Source organism: Amycolatopsis sp. NPDC043887 (genome assembly GCF_056435665.1).
In genome coordinates this window covers 402,016-418,752 of sequence record NZ_JBWKEB010000006.1, presented here as the reverse complement: position 1 = coordinate 418,752, position 16,737 = coordinate 402,016, and the positions used below count along the sequence as shown (strand labels likewise).

Here is a 16,737-nt window from a genome sequence, read left to right as displayed (position 1 = left end):
TCGCTCTTCACGGGGCGGCGCTCACGGAGCGGCCAGCGCCGCGGTGCCGGTCGAAACCTCGGTGAGAACCGCCTCGAGCGCCTCGAGCAGGTGGCCGACCTCCTGGTCGGACAGGGTCGGCTGGCAAGGCACGTTGATCTGCTGGGTGAACCAGAGGCGCTCGGCGACCGGGCATTCCCCCGGCCGATGCCCGCGCGCCTGCCATTCCGGGAGCAGGTGCAGCGGGAAATACCGCAGCTGCATTTCGACGCCGTACCGGGACAGCCGGTCGACGATGGCGTCCCGGTCGGCTCCGCTGCCGGGGTCGACGAAGAAGGTGTAGAGGTGGTAGGCGTTCATGACCCCGGGCCGTTCGGGAAGCAGGCGGACGAACGGGAATCTCGCCAGTACCTCGGTGATCCGGCCCGCGATTTCCCGGCGTCGCCCGACCAGGGAGTCGAGCCTGCGCAGCTGGGCGAGCCCGACCGCGGCGCCCGCCTCCGACAGCGTCGCGTTCGTTCCGGGGTGGCGCAGCTCGACACAGGCGTGCGAATACGAATTCCCCGGATGCAGCATCCAGGCTGGAGCGTCGTCCCGGCCGCCGAACCGTTGCGCCGAAGGGACATAGACGGCGTCGGAATCGTTGGAACGGATGCGATCGAGCCGTTCCGCCCATTCGTCGGACGCCACGGTGATCATCCCGCCCTCGCCGAGGGTGGTGATGTTCTTGCTGGAGTGGAAGCTGAAGCAGCCGATATCGGCCAGCGCGCCGGGACGCCGGCCGTGATAGACGCTGCCCAGCGCGTGCGCGCAGTCTTCGATCACCCTGATGCCGTGCTGCCGGGCGAGCCGCATGATCGGGTCCATGTCGGCGGGCAGGCCGCCGTAGTGCACGATCAGGATCGCCCGGGTGCGTGGCCCGATGAGTGCTTCGATACTCGCCGGGTCTGCGTTGAGGGTGTTCTCGTCGACGTCGCAGAAACGAACGGTGACCGGCAGGTCCAGCAGCGGCTGGATGGTCGCCTTGTACGTCTGTGGTGTGGCGATGACTTCGTCGCCGTGGTTCAGGCCGAGCAGGCCGACGGCCAACGCGAGCGCCACGGTGCCACTGGTGACCGAAAGCGCGTGGCGGCTGCCGACGAGTTCGCGGAACCGATTGTCGAACTCCGTGCGATAGCCGCCCGAAGACAGCGGGGCCTGCGACCGCACGAGCGCGGAAAGCGCGTCCAGTTCGGGTTCACCGAGAAGGCTTCCCCTGCTCGGATACGGGACCAGGTAGCGCTCAGCTATGGACATCGATATGCCACTTCCCCCCAGTAAAGGACTTTCCGTCGCTCGGCTTTCATCTTCGAACGGCCGTGCGTGCACCCGGTATCCACCGTTGGATGTTGGCGGTTCTACGACCAGTCGCATCCCGGTCGCGGTTGTAGAACCACAGATGGACGCGAGGACAGTGCTGCTTGAAGTACGGTTCGGTTCATGAGCGAACTACGCGGGATCCTCGCCGAACTGGGCGTCGAAGAAGCGGACATCGACGCGGATTCCCGGCTGCGTGCGCATCTCGCTCTCGACTCGACCGAGACGGTCGAGCTCGAGGCGGTGTTGAAGGCGCGCTTCGGCGTTGTCGTGGACTTGTGGGACAAGCACGACTACAGCCTTTCCGAGCTCGAGGAGCACATCGCACGAGCACGAGAGTGAGGAAAGCCATGTGGGACAAGCTGGTCAGGATCGATCCGCGGCGAGCTCGGCGGTATCGGGACATGGGATTGTGGGGGCCGGACCGGGTGGACGAGACCGTGCTGGCCCACTCTTCCTCACGCGGCGGTGAACTCGCCCTGGTCTCCGGTGAACGGACATTGACCCACGGCGAGTTGCGACTCGCGGTGGATGCCTGTGCGAAACGGTTGAAGGACAACGGAATCCGGCGCGGGGACCTGGTGCTGGTCCAGCTGCCGAACGACATCGAACTCGTCGTGCTGACGCTGGCGTCGTCCAAGATCGGCGCGGCGCCGGTGCTCACTCCGACCGCGTTGCGCGAGTACGAACTCGACCATGTCGCCAGGAACACCCGTCCGGTCGCCATGGCGGTACCCGCCCGGCACGCCCGGTACGACCACTTCGCCCTCGCACGGCGGCTTCGTGCCGGGCATCCGTCCCTGCGCACCCTCTTCGTGTCCGATGTGGACAGCCCGGATGCGGTGGACCTCGCCGCCCTGTGTGCGCTGCCAGGGTCGCCGGGCGAGCTCGTCGAAGGCGAACTGGCGACGCTGGACGACCCGGCGTTGTGCCTGTTGTCCAACGGCACCACCGGCCCGCCCAAGGTGATTCCGCGGCTGCAGGAGGCATACGGCTATCAGCTGCGGACGACACCCGGCCTTGCCGGGATCGGTCCCGGCTCGGTGTACCTCGCGGTCATGCCCGCCACCCACGGGTTCGTGCTGGGCTGTCCCGGAATCCTCGGGACACTCGGTGCCGGCGGCACGGTCGTCCTCGGGCCGTCGACCGAGCCGGAGGCGACCTTCGCCCTGATCGAACGTCATCTCGTGACCCACTGCACGCTGGTACCGGCACTGGCCGAACGCTGGGCCGACGCCGCCGAGGACAGCGGATTCGACCTGACCAGCCTCGAGGTGATCCAGGTCGGCGGCGCCCGGCCGCGGCCGGGCCAGATCGAACGGATCCCGGAGGTGCTCGGCTGCGTGGTGCAGCAGTGCTATGGCATGAGCGAAGGCTTGCTGAACTACACCCCGGTCGATGCCGATGGTGATGTCGCGTTCCACACCCAAGGACTGCCCGCCTCGCCCGCGGACGAGATCCGGATCCTGGACGACACCGGTGCGCCGGTACCTCCCGGCGATACGGGCGAACTGCTGACTCGCGGCCCGTACACGGTCGGCGGTTACTACGGCGACCAGGAAGCGACCGCCGGTGCGTTCACCGCGGACGGCTTCTACCGCACCGGTGACCTGGTCAGCCTGCACCCGTCCGGATCGCTGGTGGTCGAGGGGCGTTCCCACGACGTCGTCAACCGAGGAGGGGAGAAGATCCCGGCCGCCGAGTTGGAATTACTGGCCGCCGAGCATCCTGGGATCGCAGCGGCGGCGGTGGTCGCCGCCCCGCATCCGCGCTTCGGTGAAATCGTCTGCCTGTATGTGGTCCCGCAAGGCGACGAGATCCCGGAACTGCCGGACGTCCGGCGCTTCCTGCAGGACCGAGGACTGGCTCGATTCAAGCTGCCGGAGCGCATGGAGGTGCTCGACGAGTTCCCGTACCTGGGCATCGGGAAGGTCGACAAGTCCGCCTTGCGTGCGGACCTCGCCGCCCGGTCGACACCACAGCTGTCCTAAGTGGACAATTTGGCTCGCGCGTGTCCTGGCCCGTGTCGTCCGTCTGATCACGCGTGTCGTCCCGCTGATCACGCGTGTCGTCCGTCTGGTCACGTCAGTTCCGGGTCCGGTCACGGGCCCGCCACCGCTCCGGCATCGCTCTCGCCGACCATCCGGCGAGAGCGATGCCGGAGCGGTCAGATCCAGCCGTCCAGCGCCTTCAGGAAGTTGGGGAAGTCGTCGACGTGGACATTGTGCGAAGTTCCCGTGACCGCCCGCACGGTGAACCCGAGTGCCTTGAGTTCGACCTGGCGCGGCGGTGTGGTCAGTACGCTCGGGTCGGCCAGCACGACCAGTGACGGCACCGCTTCGATGACCGGCACGTAGGCCGTTTCCAGGTAATCCATGTAGGTCGTGCGGATGTCCCAATCGGACAGTTCCTCGAGCCGGACCGCGCGGGCTTCCGGGCTCCAGTGCGGGAAGAGGCGTTCCAGGTCCGCCATGGTGTAGTCCTTCTGCGGGCGGATGACCTGCTTCATCGCGACGCCGAAACCACCTTCGGTCACCCACCACGCGGGGTCGTCGTAGATCGCCCGCGCCGGGCGCAACCGTTCGGCCAGCATCGAGAGTACGACACCGCCCACGGAATGGCCGACGACCAGTTCGGGGCGGTCCGGCACGACCGTGAGGACGTCGTCCGCCCAGAGTTCACGGCTGTAACGGCCGCGAGGACTCTTGCCGTGACCGCGGAGATCCGGGGCCAGTACGTGATAGCCCCTCGCGGCCAGTTCGGGGCCCAGCTCCCACCAGGTCTTCGAACTCCCTGACAAGCCGTGCAGCAGCACGGCCGTCCTGTCCCCCTCGCCCCATTCCCTGACGTGTAGCGCCACCATTGCAGTTCTCCCTCCAGATTCAGCTCTGCGGCCGGTTCCTTGCCACTTGCAAAGTGGCCTCGTTCCAGTCACCACGGCGATCCGCGTCCGGGAACAGATTTCCCGCGATCGCGACGGACTCCCGTTGGGTCTGTTCGGTCATCGGCCGGTTCACGGCCTCCCATTCCACGAGCGCGCTCTCGAGGTCCGTCGCGTTGTCGACCGCTCTGGCGAGGTTCAGCGCGTTGAGCATCGCGGTGCCCGCGCCCTGCCCGATGGTGGGCGGCATCGCGTGCGCCGCGTCGCCGAGGAGCGCCACCCGGCCTGCCGACCAGCTCTTCAGCCGGATGGCCTCGTACTGGTCCTGGCGCACCCGGCCGGGTAATTCGCCGAGCACCTCGCGCAGTGGCGGAAACGATTCGATCCACGTTCGCGGGTCGAGTGGCGCGTCGAGTGCCGGATCCCCGGGGAGCGCGCCGAGCAGCAGGTACAGATCGGTGGCGTTGCACGGCACGTAGAGCACTCGCCTGCGGGCGTCGTGGTTCCAGAAGCTGGCGTAGTTGCGCCACCGGCCCGCACAGTCCGGTACCCGGTCCATCGGCACCAGGAACCGCAGGACGGTGAACGGGAAGACGGTGTGGTCGTCCAGCAGATCCAGCGAAGTCCGTACGGCCGAACGGATGCCGTCGGCGGCGACGACGAGATCCGCGGCGCGGCGCGTGCCGTCCCCGGTGACGAGGACGCCGCCGGGTTCGGCCGCGCTCACCCGGGATCCGGCCAGGAACCGGACTCCGGCGGCACGCGCGGCCGTCAGCAGGATGGTGTGCAGATCCTGACGAGTGAGCGTGACCATGCGGACACCACCGGGCAGCGGAAGGTCGTTCCGTCGCAGGACTTCGTCCGTGGCGGTGCGTTCTTCCCACTCCGGTGCCTGGTGCGCGCGGGCGAGCACGATCTCTTCGAGGCTGAGCTCGTGAAGCACCTGTAAACCGTTTTCCCAGAGAAAGATCCCGGCTCCGAAGGCGCGCAGCGTGTCCGCCTGCTCGTGGACGGATACGGCCCAGCCCCTGCGGGCGAGTTCGATGGCCACGGTCAAACCGGCGAATCCGGCGCCGACGATCTCCGCTGTGCGTTTCACCTTTCACAGCTTGGTCGCACCGCTACGGCGCCGGAATCCACCGGAGGTCCACGAAAGGGCTTACATCCTGCCGCCCGCGGTGAGGTGCCAGCCGGACGCGCGATCGTTCTGGGTCCAGATCCGGGCGAACATCCCGTCGGTTCGCAGCAGTTCGGCCGGCGTGCCGAGTTCGGCGACCTCGCCGGCTTCGAGAGCGACGACGTTGTCCGCGCCGGCCAGCGTGCCCGGACGGTGCGCGATCACGATCACCGTGCGGTCCGGATCCGCGCACAGGTCGGCGATCGCCGCTTGGACCATGCTCTCGTTCTCCGGATCGAGTGCCGAGCTGACCTCGTCCAGCAGGACGATCCGCGCCTGTTTGACGAACGCGCGGGCGATCGAGACTCGCTGCCGTTCGCCGCCTGACAGCTGAGCGCCGCCTTCACCGACCCGTGTCCGCCAGCCGTCGGGCAGCCGGGCTACGACCTCGTCGAGCCGCGCCGCCCGCGCCGCCTCGGCGAATTCCGCCTCGGTCGCCTCAGGCCGGGCCAGCCGGACGTTCTCCTCGATCGTGCCGTCGAAGAGGTAGACGTCCTGGAAGACGATCGCCACCGAGCGCATCAGCGTGTCGTTGTCCAGTTCACGGACGTCGGTGCCGCCGATTCGGACGGTCCCCGCGGTCACGTCGGCGAACCGCGCGACCAGCCGGGTGACCGTGGTCTTACCGGACCCGGACGGGCCGACGAGCGCCGTCGTGGTCCCCGCTGGACACCGGAACGACACGGAACGCAGGGCCGGCGCCGCGCCACCGTAGGAAAACGTGACGCCATCGAATTCGATGTCGGTTCCGGCAAGACGCTGTACGGGGTTCGCGGCCGCGGGCAACGGTGCCGTTCGGAGCACCGCTTCGACCTGGCCGAGCGCGTTCTCCATCGACCGCAGTCCGCCGACGAGCCCGCTCAGCGCACCCAGCGGTTCCAGGTACCGGACCGCCAGCACCAGCAGGGCCACCGCGTCCGGTACCGAGAGATCACCGCCCAACAGGAGAGCAGTGGCCAGCACGAGCATCGCGACGAAAGCGACGAGGACGACGCCGGCATAACCCAGTCCGGGAACCAGTGCCCGGCGCAGCCCGCGCCGGTAGCGCAGCCGGTGCTCTTCGAGCGAGTCCTGCAGCCGCCGCCCGCCCGTATCGCCGTGCCCGGCGGCGCGAAGCACGGGCTGCGCCTGCCCCAGCTCCAGTGCGCGTCCTGCCACCTCGGTCGTCGCCTCGTCGAGTTCTTCGTTGATCTCGGCGGCGATCCGCCCGGACCGGCGCAGCACGAACACCGCGACCGGCGTGGTGGCCAGCAACAGCAGGCCGAGCCGCCAGTCGAGGACGAAGATCGCGGTCACCAGGGTCAGCGGCACCACGGTCGCCTGGACGACCTGCGGGCCGAGCTGCGCGATCAGCCGGGAGAGGTCGCCGGTGGCGGCGGTGACCGTCCGGCCGAGCCGAGCCTTGGTGACCGCATCGAACCAGCCCAGCGGCAGTGTCGTCGCGTGGGCCATGAGCCGTCGCCGCAATGTCGCCGAAAGCCGCATACTCGCGGCGAATCCGACCGGGGTGGCGATGACGGTGAGGATCCAGTGCAGGAGGACGCCAGCCGCGCCGAGGACCAGCCAAGGCGTGGCCGCGGCGAAGTCGACCGGATCGGCGAGCAGAGCGTGGAGGATCGGGATGAGCAGGATGAACAGCAGACCCTGCAGCACGGAGAGCACGACGTGCAGCGCGCCCAGTTTCACGAGCAGGCCTGGTTGCGGCCACAGTGCCAGCAGCCGGCGGATCACGGGCGTTCCTCCGTTCCGGTCAGGTGCTGGGCCCGCCACATCCGGGCGTAACGCCCGTCTGCGGCCAGCAGGGCCCGATGTGTGCCGGATTCCGCGATCCGGCCGTCGTCCAGCACGAGAATCCGGTCGGCGTCGACGATGGTCCGGAGCCGGTGCGCGATGACGATGAGCGTCCGCCCGGCGGTCAGCCGGGTGACGGCTTCCTGGATCGCGGTCTCGTTGTCCGGGTCGACCGCGGCGGTGGCCTCGTCGAGTACCACGATCGGGGCGTCGCCGAGAATCGCGCGAGCGAGCGCGAGCCGTTGCCGCTCGCCGCCCGACAGGCCCGCGGTCCCGTCACCGAGGACCGTGTCGTATCCCTCCGGCAGGCCCTCGATCACGTCGTGGATTTGCGCTTCTCTTGCTGCTTCCCGGACTTCGTCGTCGGAGGCGCCGGGCCTGCCGATTCGGATGTTCTCCAGGACGGTGTCACGCAGCAGGATGGCGTCCTGGAACACGAGCGCGAACCGCGAAAGCAGTTCTCGCTGCTCGATGTCCCTGACGTCCACCCCGCCCAGCCGGATCGACCCCGCTGTCACGTCATGGAAGCGGGGGAGCAGCATCGCGAGCGTGCTCTTGCCGGAACCGGACGGGCCGACGATCGCGGTCATCGTGCCCGGCGGGCAGGTCGCGGTGATCCCGTCGAGCGCCATCCGGTCGTCGTCGTAGGAGAACCGGACGTCTTCGAGTTCGAGCAGGGTGCCGTCAGGGACCTTCGGCCGCTCGGGCTCCGGCAGCGCCGGCCTCGCGAGCAGCTCCTCGAGGTGCCCGGCGGCCATCCGCGCCTTGCGCAGGGTCTGCGTGCTCTGGACCACCGGCAGGATCGGAGTGGGCAGTCCGGCGCCGACGACCAAGAACGGCAACAGTTCCGGCACCGTGAGCGAGCCGGCCGAGACGAACGCCGATCCGGCGGCGAGCACGACCGTCAGCACGGTCACTTCGGACATCATGACGCGGGTCATGGCCGAGCTGCGCTTGCTTTCGGACACCCAGACCCGCATCGCCTCGGTGTGCTCGTCGACGGCTTCGGAGAAGCGGCGCATGATGCCACCGTCGGCACCGAACGTCTTCACCACCGAGATTCCGTCGGCGTATTCGACGGTGGCCGCGCCGATACGGCGCTCGGCCGCCATCAGACGCCGGACGTGGTGAGGCAGGGATCGCATCGACAGCCGGTAGCCGACCACCATCAAGGCCGGGACCGAAAGGGTGATCAGGGCCATTCGCCAGTCGACGGCGACGAGGTAGGCGAAACCGCAGACGACCGCGGTCGCGGCCGCGACCAGTTCGCCCAGTGCGTGGGCGATGAGGTGGTGCATCTCTTCGATGTCGTCGGTCAGCGCCTTCTTGACCTGACTGGCACCGGCGTCACGGAACCAGCCGAGCGGGAGCCGCCCGAGATGGCTGACGAGCCGGGTACGCAGGTCGTGCTGGAGCTCGGCGTCGGCGTAGTGGCCGAGATCGCTGCCGAACCCGGACGCGATCAGCCGTACGACAGCGCCTGCCGCGCCGACGGCGGTCCACGTCCAGACCGCGGCCGCGGGGTCGGTCGTGGTGAGCACGGCGCGGGCGATCTCGGCGGCGGCGACATAAGGGAGCAAACCGGCCACCGCGCCGAGCGCGGCCAGCGTGGCCGCGGTGATCAGGCGCCCGCGGACCGGGCGCAGCAGACGTGCCGCGGCCCCGGTCGTGGCCGGTCGCGGTGGCGAGGGTGATCGCGATGGCGGGTTCGACGTCGGAGTGGGCAAGGCTTTTTCGACTGTGGTCACGATTTCCTTCGATCAGGCGGCGATGGTGGTGTGAGGAGCCGGATTGGGGTGGGCGCACCGGGCAATACCCCGAGCGCGAGCGGGAACAGAGGGGCGAGCACCATCACCACCCGCGCGACGAAAGGGGATGAGAAGCCGGTCTTCCTGCACCAGGTCAAGCGAAGCGGGCAGCACGACCCCGCGCCGCTTACCCCTGTTTTCGCAAACGCTTTTCATTAAGGCCAGCTTGGCAGCTCAAGTCGACTTGAGGTCAAGGTCGACCTCGAGTGATCTTCACTCGTTCGGGGTCTGCATGTTGATCTCAAGCCGACTTGAGCTGCCACGCTCGGGTGCGGATTCCCGCTGACCGTCACGACGGTGCGGCCTCGACAACGGCAGGGAGTGAGTGTCATGTGCGGCATCGCCGGATGGGTCGACTGGCAACGCGACCTCGGCACCGAGCACCGGGTGCTGGACGCCATGACCGAGACGCTCTTACCGCGAGGCCCGGACAGTGCCGGCATCTGGTTGTCCGAGCGGGCGGCCTTCGGGCACCGGCGGCTCGCGGTCGTCGATCTGGTGGGCGGGGCGCAGCCCATGCTCGCGAGCCGGGACGGGGAGGAGCCGTCCGTGGTCACCTTCAGCGGCGAGATCTACAACTTCCGCGAACTGCGGGCGGAACTGACGGACCGGGGGCACGGGTTCCGTACCCGGTCCGACACGGAGGTGTTGCTGCGGGCCTACCTGGAATGGGGTACGCGGTGTGTGGAGCGGTTCACCGGCATGTTCGCCTTCGGTATCTGGGACCCTGAGTTGCAGAGCCTGCTTCTCGCGCGGGACCGGCTGGGGGTGAAACCGCTCTTCTACCTGCCCTACGACAGTGGTGTGGTGTTCGGCTCCGAGTTGAAGACGCTGCTGGCGCATCCGTTCGTCCAGCCCCGCGTGCGGGCAGAGGGCCTTGCCGAGATGTTCTGCTTCACGCACACGCCGGGCGCGGGCGTGTTCGAAAACGTCCACGCCGTGCGCGCGGGACACCAAGTCCTGGCGACCAGGGCGGGCTGTGTCGAGATTCCTTACTGGCGGCTGGAAAGCAGGCCGCACGAAGACGACCTTCCCACCACTGTCCACAAAGTACGGACACTGCTCGGCGACGCGGTCGCCCAGCAGTTGGTGGCGGACGTCGAGGTCGGCACGCTGCTCTCCGGCGGGCTCGACTCCAGCGCGGTCACGGCGCTGGCCGCCGGAGCACCGCACCGCACCGGCACGCTGATCACCTGCTCGGTCGATTTCCAGGGCGCGGACGAGTACTTCCGGCCGGACACGGTCCGGCCCGAACGGGACGCCGAGTACGCCAGGCAGGTCTCCGCGCACGTCGGCTCCAAGCATCTGGAGGTCGTGCTCACGCCGGAGGACGTGATCCGAGCACGCTCGGAGGCCCTGCAGGCACGCGACCTGCCCGGCTTCGGCGACATCAACGCGGCGCAATACTTGATGTTCCGCGAGCTGAAGCAGCACGTCACGGTCGCGCTCTCCGGTGAGTCCGCGGACGAGTCGTTCGGCGGGTATCCGTGGTTCACCCCGGCAGGCGGGCTGAACGCGCCCACGTTCCCGTGGACCGGCAACGTCCCGGCGATCGAGTCCGTGCTGGCTCCGGAATTACGGGCGCGGTTGCGCATGCGTGAATACGTCGCCGACCGCTATGCCGACGCGCTCGCCGAGATCCCGGAGATCGAAGGCGAATCCGCGGCGGATGCGTCGATCCGCCGGATGTTCCACCTCAACCTCACCCGGTGGCTCGGCGTGCTGCTGAACTTCACGGACCGGATGAGCATGCGCGCCGGGCTCGAAGTGCGTGTCCCGTTCTGCGATCACCGGCTGGTCGAATACCTGTGGAACACGCCTTGGGCGATGAAGAGCACGGGCGGCCGGGCCAAGGGACTGCTCATCGACGCGGTCACCGACCTGTTGCCTGAAGCCGTGCTGAAGCGGAAGAAGACGTCGTTCCCGGTCGACCCGCATCCCGGCTATGAACGGCTCCTGCGTGGGCAGCTAAGGGACGAGCTGGCCGATCCCGGCTCCCGCCTCGCGCCCCTGCTCGACCGCGTGGCGACAACCGAGCTCCTTGAGCGGACGCAGCCCGCGGTGGGTGTTTGGCGGCAGGTCGACACGATCTCCTTCTGGCTCCAGACGGCCGAATGGCTGCGGATCCACAACGTGACCGTGGACGTATAGGGCACGACGCGGGCCCCCGATCGGGCGTCGTCCGTGCTCGACCGGTGATCCGGGGAGATGGGGTCGCAGCGCGGGGGACCGTCGAGCTTTGACATGGAAGTGGGGTGAAGGCTCCCTTTGCCGGGTCTGAAGCGACGAAGGACGCCTTCGGCCCTGGTCGGGCGCAGGGGACGAGTGGTCGGAGCAGCCTCGCTAGATAGGACGTAATGAACTGATTGAGAACTCATTGTCCGATTTCGTAACCTCGAACCCTCGCTAATCGTGAGAGAAGAAGTGAATGACGGTGAGCAATGTCACTATGCTTGCAATGGTGACATTCATGTCGAATTCTAGGTTGACTATCATCCGGCCGCACGGTGTAGGAGCCGTAGCGGGTGTGGTGATTTGCTGGTGTATTGGTAATCAATCGGTAAAAGATGGGCAATAGTCCGAATTGGCCCTATTGCTTGTGTGAGGAGATTACTTTGACGTTTGTTGGTTCTGCCCGAGCCGGAGTCCTCGCCGCTGTGATCGCGACGGCTGTCTGTTCAGGTGCCGCGGCCGCCCAGGCTGCTCCAGCCGGCTTGCCTACTTACGCGCAATGGCAGGCGGACGTGACGAAGGTGATGGACCCGGCGATCCCGTGGTTGCGAAGTCATCTCGCCGAAGGCGGTGACAAGCCGGCGATCGTGCTCGACATCGACAACACGTCCCTGGAGACGCACTATCACCCGGGACAGCCGAACAAGCCGGTCCTCGAAGTCACTCAATGGGCGGCTGAACACGGGGTTGCCGTGCTCTTCGCGACAGCCCGAAGCGAGTCCTCTGTTTCTTACAGCACCAAACAGCTCACCGACGCAGGGTACCGGGTCGACGGTCTGTGTACGGCTAAGGCCGGTGATGAGGGGCAAGGTGCCACCAAACAGCGGTGCCGCCAGCTATTCACCGACGAGGGCTACGTGATTCTGGCGAATATCGGTAACCGGGCGCACGACATGGCGGGCGGCAACTATCTCCAGGGCTACCAGCTTCCGGACTACCACGACCAGCTGTCCTGACGGTCATCGTTCGGATTAGTGATGGGTAAGGCGAAGGTGGCGGGTTCGTAAAGGTGCTCGCGGGTACCTCGCTCGGTACATCGGGAACATTCGGCTGATCAACCGGCCGTGCACCTGATCTCACCCACGCGCTCCGGTGACTACATCACCCGGAAGTTCCGTCGCGCTGCCGGTACTTGGAGCGCGAAACACGTCAAACCGTAAGGCCATCGCGCCTTCGGCGTGCCTGGCCAAAGCCGGAGAGCCTTGGCCAGGCATGCCCGAGGCTGCTTCACCCCGCGACCACGACCTCGGTTGTCAAGGGTTGCTCGCCGGCGACCCGCGCAGGCCGCTCCCGGTCTACCAGCTCCGCCTGCGCGACAGCGGTACGGAACGTGACGTCCCACAAGGTCGGGGCTTCAGCCTGATATGCCTCATCCCTGGACAGATTGTGCAGAAAGGCACGCTGAGAGATTATCCGGGCATTTCGGTCGATGGTCTGGTAGGTCATTCCCCAATCGACGGAGAGGCCTAGGCGTCGCCACAGTTCTTCGAAGACCTTTCGTCCGTCTCAGTAAGACGTTCGCAGAGTTCGATGAAGTTCTGCCGGGAACACGATATGACCTCTTTGCCCGGCTTCTCTGGAGGCTGGAAGTCAGGATCATACGGAAGCGCGGGGTCGCACGTGACACCGAAATAGTTCTGCACCCGGCGTTCCGTGGGCAGGCCGTTATCGTCCCAGTCCATCGGGTAGAACACCTCAAGCCCGCGCATGCGCTTGTACCGGGCGATGATGTCAGTGTGGGTATAGGAGAAAACGTGCCCGATGTGCAGGGACCCGCTCACGGTCGGCAGAGGGGTGTCAATAGAGTAGACGTCGGCCGGGTGTTTGCTGCGATCGAACCGGAACGTGCCGTTGCTCTCCCATACCGGCGCCCACTTCTCCTCAAGGTCGTCTATCCCGACCTTGTCCGGAGCCTGAGCGCTCTGCGCCGACAAACCCGTAGCCATGGAGAAATCCTATAGACGTCACATGAGGTTGCGTCCAGGACTCTCCGGTCGCACTTTGCCCAGGCCAAGGATTATGTCTGTGGCTACACCTCGCCCAAGGCAACAGAAGTGGACAAAACGAGCATTTTCACGGGTCAGCGCGGCCGGGCGAAATATATAGTCTTGCTTATACGTGTGCGGTTCACCGCAGTATTGCGGCAAGCGAATACGCCAGGCAGTCAAGTATCGGGCCGATGTCCGAAATATCCGGAAAGCTGCGCTGTGGTCTACGCGCGGAATTCGGCCGGGCATGACCGAACTGACACCTTCGAGTGATCACGGACGGTTTTACTTTCGCGCATCGCCATTGCCGCAATACCTTGCATAAGTCAGCGGGTCATTCCCGCGGCGGCAGCCGTCCGCTGCTACCGCATGCCCGTGAAGTTATGCAGATAGGAACATTTATGAACAAGGTCATCCTGAAGAGGTCTGTGATCGCCGGCGTACTCGCAGTTGGCGCGATGACGGCTGCGGCCACCACGGCGTCCGCCTCACCGGCTGCGACGAACCACGACAACGGCGGGCACTACAACGGTGGTGTCAGCATCCTGAACAATGTGTGCGCGCTCCCGTGGAACTGGATCGGCCCTGGCAACATCGGTAACCCGGGAAGCGGCAGCAACTACAGTGCCTGCAACGGAAATACCGCCGAGCACCACAGCGGCGTCAGCATCGGCGACAACCTGTGTGTCGCGCCGTGGTTGTGGAATGGCCCGCTGAACATCCTGAACCCTGGCAGTGAGGCCGACTACAGCGCCTGCAACGGGAATGCGAGCTGATCTCCACATTCGATCGGTTTACAACGAACGTATCCGGTCGGCGGCCATGTCCGTCGACCGGATACGTTCGCTGGTACCAGTAGTCAGTTTGCATTGGATTCACGTGACCGTTCCGGTTCGTCAGCGTCGTCCATGATCACGATCTTCACACCAACCGGGAGACCGGCCAGAGTGGGCTCATGCGGCAGCCAGCTGTTCCAGCAGAACGCTGACGTCCGAGGCGCCGTCGGCAACGTGAGTACCACGGTCAGCGACTTGATTTGGTTGTGCAGTCGAGGAAGGATCTCGAGCGACGACGGCGCCCTGGATTGCGGCATGATTTCCGTCTCTTTTCTCGCGATCCTACCTGGCTGGCTCGAAACCTCGGCTACGCGAATATCTCGACGGGGTACCGACGGCTGATACCCGGGCCGATCTCGACCGGGCGAACGCGGCGAGCAATCCGGCCGTGGACAGCCAGGAGTGGGCGGCTGCGCCAGCGCGCCGAATTCCGGCACCCGGAAACCGGGATCGCGGCAGCCGCGGGCCTGAGTGAATTCCGCGGGGGCGAAGGGGGCGGGTCCCCTTCGCCGCCGATTCCGCCAGCGTTGGAACTGGGACCGGTCTGCTCATCGTGGTCCTCGCCGGTCATCCGGTTCTCGTTGACGGCCTGTCTCATCGGGGCGGCGATCGGGCGGTTCGTGATCGGACCTGTCAGTCCGTTGTGGCGTAGCTGGGTTTCACCGTCGATCACCGGCACGTGTGGCGGTACCCACCGATCGAGTGGTATTGATTGTCATTATCATTATTGAGGGGTTGGACCCGGCTCGTGGGAACTCCGTATGCGCTGACGGCGGTTGGCCTTACTTGCTGTTTGGGTGTACCGGGCCGGTGGAAGACTGTGATGACGAGGAGCCCCGGTGTCCGTTCCACCCAGCTGCGGTGATCCGCAGCGCTTCCCCTTTTCCCCCGCCGTGGCGCGCCGGGCGTTCCTCCGCGGAGCGGTGGGGACTGCGGCGCTGGCGGCCTCGTCCGGCGTGCTCGCCGCGTGCGGCGGCCGCAGCGGCTCCGCCGCGGGCGGTCTGGCGAAGGCGGGCACGCTGCGGATCGGGGCGAAGAGCGCACCCGCCGACGCGCTGAACATCCTGACCAGCACCGGCTCCGTCGACTACATGGCGATGTGGGCGCTCTACGATCCGCTGGTCCAGCTGGTCGGAGACAAGATCGAGATGGTGCTGGCCGAGTCGATCGAACCGAACGCCGACGCCACCGTCTACACGATCCGGATCCGCGACGGTGTGCGCTTTCACAGCGGCAAGCCCCTCACCGCGACCGACGTCGCTTACACGCTCGCCACGGCCTCCGACCCGAAGCGCAGCTTCAATCTGGCTGCGCTTCTGCGCGACATCGATGCCGCGAAGATCACTGTCGTCGACCCGCGCACCGTGCGCGTCCCGCTGCGACGACCGCGCGCTGATCTGGTCGAGGGCGTTTTCACCGGCTTCGCATTGGTCTTCCCGGATGGCACCACCGACGACAAGTGGAAGGCGGCGGACGGGTCCGGTCCGTTCAAGCTCGCCGCGACGCAGCCCGGAGCCTGCGGGATCACGCTGGAGCGCAATCCCGACTATTGGGGCAAGGCGCCGGCGCTGGAGCGGGTCGAGATCGTCGCGATCGCCGATCCGACCACGCGGCTCAACGCGCTGCTCGGCGGTGAGATCGACTTCGCACACGGGATCAGCCCGGCCGGTGCCGCCACGCTGGCGTCCGACCCCTCTGTGCATGTCCTGCGCGGCGGGGTGGGCAGCGCGGTCGCGATGACACTGGAGATGAACCTCACGAAGGCGCCGTTCACCAATCCCGACGTGGTGCTGGCAATGAAGCTGCTCGTCGACCGGCAGGCGATCGTGGACACCGTGTTGTTCGGTAACGGCGAGGTGGGCAACGACCTGGTCGGCAAGGGACTCGTCGGGTATGCGTCGACGATCCCGCAGCGCACGCGCGACGTGGCGCGCGCTCGCCAGCTGCTCGCCGGCGCCGGTGTGTCGACCGTGGAGCTCAAGGTCGCCGACCTGGTTCCCGGCACCGTCGATGCCGCGAAGCTCATTGCGCAACAGGCGGCGGAGGCCGGGCTGACGATCACTCTGACCTCGGTGCCGGCCGACACCTATTTCGCCGACTACAAGGCGCTGCTGGCCACGCCGTTCCAGTCCTACTACCTGTTCAACCGGCCGGCGGCCTCGAGCATGTCCATGGTCACCGGTACCGGCAACCCGTACAACACCACGGGTGTCGGTGGCCCCGCGTACGACCCGCTGCTGCAGGCCGTGCAGACGACCGTCGATCCCGCGGCGCGGCAGCAGGCGCTCGACAAGGCTCAGCGGTACCTGTGGGAGCGCGGCGGGGAGATCGTCTGGGGTTACGGCGAGCACCTTGACGCCGCTGTCACGGCGATCCGCAGCGTCGCGTACCTCCAGGACCTGCCGCGGCTGGCCACGATCGAGCTGGCGCAATGACCGGTGGCCCTGGTGAAGCCGGCCCCGTGACATCTGCCGCCCCGGCGGCGCCCGCCGGACCGCGGGTGTGGGCCGGCCGCGTCGGGCGCACCGTGGCGGTCGGTATTGCGCTCCTGTTCGCCGTCGTCACGGCGATGTTCCTGGCCGTGACGGTGCTGCCGGGCAATCCGGTCGAGCAGGCGCTCGGTCAGCGCGCCGACCCGCAGCAGGTCGCCGCGCTGACCGCGCAGCTGGGCCTGGACCGCCCGGTGCTG

At 67.0% G+C, this 16,737-nt stretch carries 13 protein-coding genes and 1 pseudogene; 7 read left to right on the top strand and 7 right to left on the bottom strand.

The genetic code is table 11. The features are described from left to right. Positions 1-21: 21 nt before the first annotated feature. The gene (locus AC069H_RS19005; protein WP_478233201.1) at positions 22-1,275 is read right to left on the bottom strand and encodes a DegT/DnrJ/EryC1/StrS aminotransferase family protein; all 1,254 of its coding nucleotides are present in this window, start codon (positions 1,273-1,275) and stop codon (positions 22-24) included. A gap of 183 nt (positions 1,276-1,458) precedes the next feature. Between AC069H_RS19005 and AC069H_RS19000 the strand changes: the two genes are divergently transcribed. Continuing rightward, a complete protein-coding gene (locus tag AC069H_RS19000) occupies positions 1,459-1,677 on the top strand; it encodes a phosphopantetheine-binding protein (RefSeq protein ID WP_478233200.1) in 219 nt (72 codons plus the stop codon). A gap of 8 nt (positions 1,678-1,685) precedes the next feature. After that, a complete protein-coding gene (locus tag AC069H_RS18995; protein WP_478233199.1) occupies positions 1,686-3,326 on the top strand; it encodes a (2,3-dihydroxybenzoyl)adenylate synthase in 1,641 nt (546 codons plus the stop codon). Between the two features lie 176 nt (positions 3,327-3,502). Here AC069H_RS18995 and AC069H_RS18990 read toward each other — a convergent pair whose 3' ends face one another. From AC069H_RS18990 to AC069H_RS18975, 4 genes are read right to left on the bottom strand one after another with little or no spacing between them, the layout of a single operon-like run. After that, positions 3,503-4,198: an alpha/beta fold hydrolase gene (locus tag AC069H_RS18990; protein ID WP_478233198.1), complete on the bottom strand. Its 696-nt coding sequence runs from the start codon at positions 4,196-4,198 to the stop codon at positions 3,503-3,505. 19 nt (positions 4,199-4,217) lie between these two features. Next, the gene (locus AC069H_RS18985; RefSeq protein WP_478233197.1) at positions 4,218-5,315 is read right to left on the bottom strand and encodes an FAD-dependent oxidoreductase; all 1,098 of its coding nucleotides are present in this window, start codon (positions 5,313-5,315) and stop codon (positions 4,218-4,220) included. Between the two features lie 60 nt (positions 5,316-5,375). Continuing rightward, complete coding sequence (locus AC069H_RS18980; RefSeq protein WP_478233196.1) at positions 5,376-7,124, bottom strand: ABC transporter ATP-binding protein; 1,749 nt, start codon at positions 7,122-7,124, stop codon at positions 5,376-5,378. Further along, positions 7,121-8,932, bottom strand: coding sequence for an ABC transporter ATP-binding protein (locus AC069H_RS18975; protein WP_478233195.1), 1,812 nt, complete (start codon positions 8,930-8,932; stop codon positions 7,121-7,123). The genes AC069H_RS18980 and AC069H_RS18975 overlap by 4 nt, the downstream gene beginning before the upstream one ends. Before the next feature lie 390 nt (positions 8,933-9,322). Here AC069H_RS18975 and asnB point away from each other — a divergent pair, with 390 nt between their 5' ends. Together asnB and AC069H_RS18965 are read left to right on the top strand one after the other, a co-directional pair. Then, positions 9,323-11,143 (top strand): asparagine synthase (glutamine-hydrolyzing), encoded by a 1,821-nt coding sequence (gene asnB / locus AC069H_RS18970; RefSeq protein ID WP_478233194.1) that lies wholly within the window; start codon positions 9,323-9,325, stop codon positions 11,141-11,143. A gap of 416 nt (positions 11,144-11,559) precedes the next feature. Beyond that, positions 11,560-12,180: an HAD family acid phosphatase gene (locus AC069H_RS18965; protein WP_478233193.1), complete on the top strand. Its 621-nt coding sequence runs from the start codon at positions 11,560-11,562 to the stop codon at positions 12,178-12,180. A gap of 271 nt (positions 12,181-12,451) precedes the next feature. On the opposite strand, the gene AC069H_RS18960 is transcribed toward AC069H_RS18965, so the two are convergent. Continuing rightward, entirely contained in the window at positions 12,452-12,670 is a 219-nt protein-coding gene (locus AC069H_RS18960; protein WP_478233192.1) for a hypothetical protein, read from the bottom strand. 20 nt (positions 12,671-12,690) lie between these two features. Further along, on the bottom strand, positions 12,691-13,170 hold the full coding sequence (locus tag AC069H_RS18955; protein WP_478233191.1) for a class I tRNA ligase family protein: 480 nt from the start codon (positions 13,168-13,170) through the stop codon (positions 12,691-12,693). A 443-nt stretch (positions 13,171-13,613) separates the two neighbouring features. Between AC069H_RS18955 and AC069H_RS18950 the strand changes: the two genes are divergently transcribed. The 3 genes and pseudogenes from AC069H_RS18950 to AC069H_RS18940 form a co-directional block, all read left to right on the top strand. Then, positions 13,614-13,988, top strand: a complete 375-nt coding sequence (locus AC069H_RS18950; protein WP_478233190.1) for a hypothetical protein — start codon at positions 13,614-13,616, stop codon at positions 13,986-13,988. Between the two features lie 899 nt (positions 13,989-14,887). Then, positions 14,888-16,483, top strand: coding sequence for an ABC transporter substrate-binding protein (locus tag AC069H_RS18945; RefSeq protein WP_478233189.1), 1,596 nt, complete (start codon positions 14,888-14,890; stop codon positions 16,481-16,483). After that, a pseudogene (locus tag AC069H_RS18940) lies at positions 16,480-16,719 on the top strand (hypothetical protein); the annotation flags it as partial. The gene AC069H_RS18945 and the pseudogene AC069H_RS18940, both read left to right, overlap by 4 nt. Between the last annotated feature and the right edge of the window lie 18 nt (positions 16,720-16,737).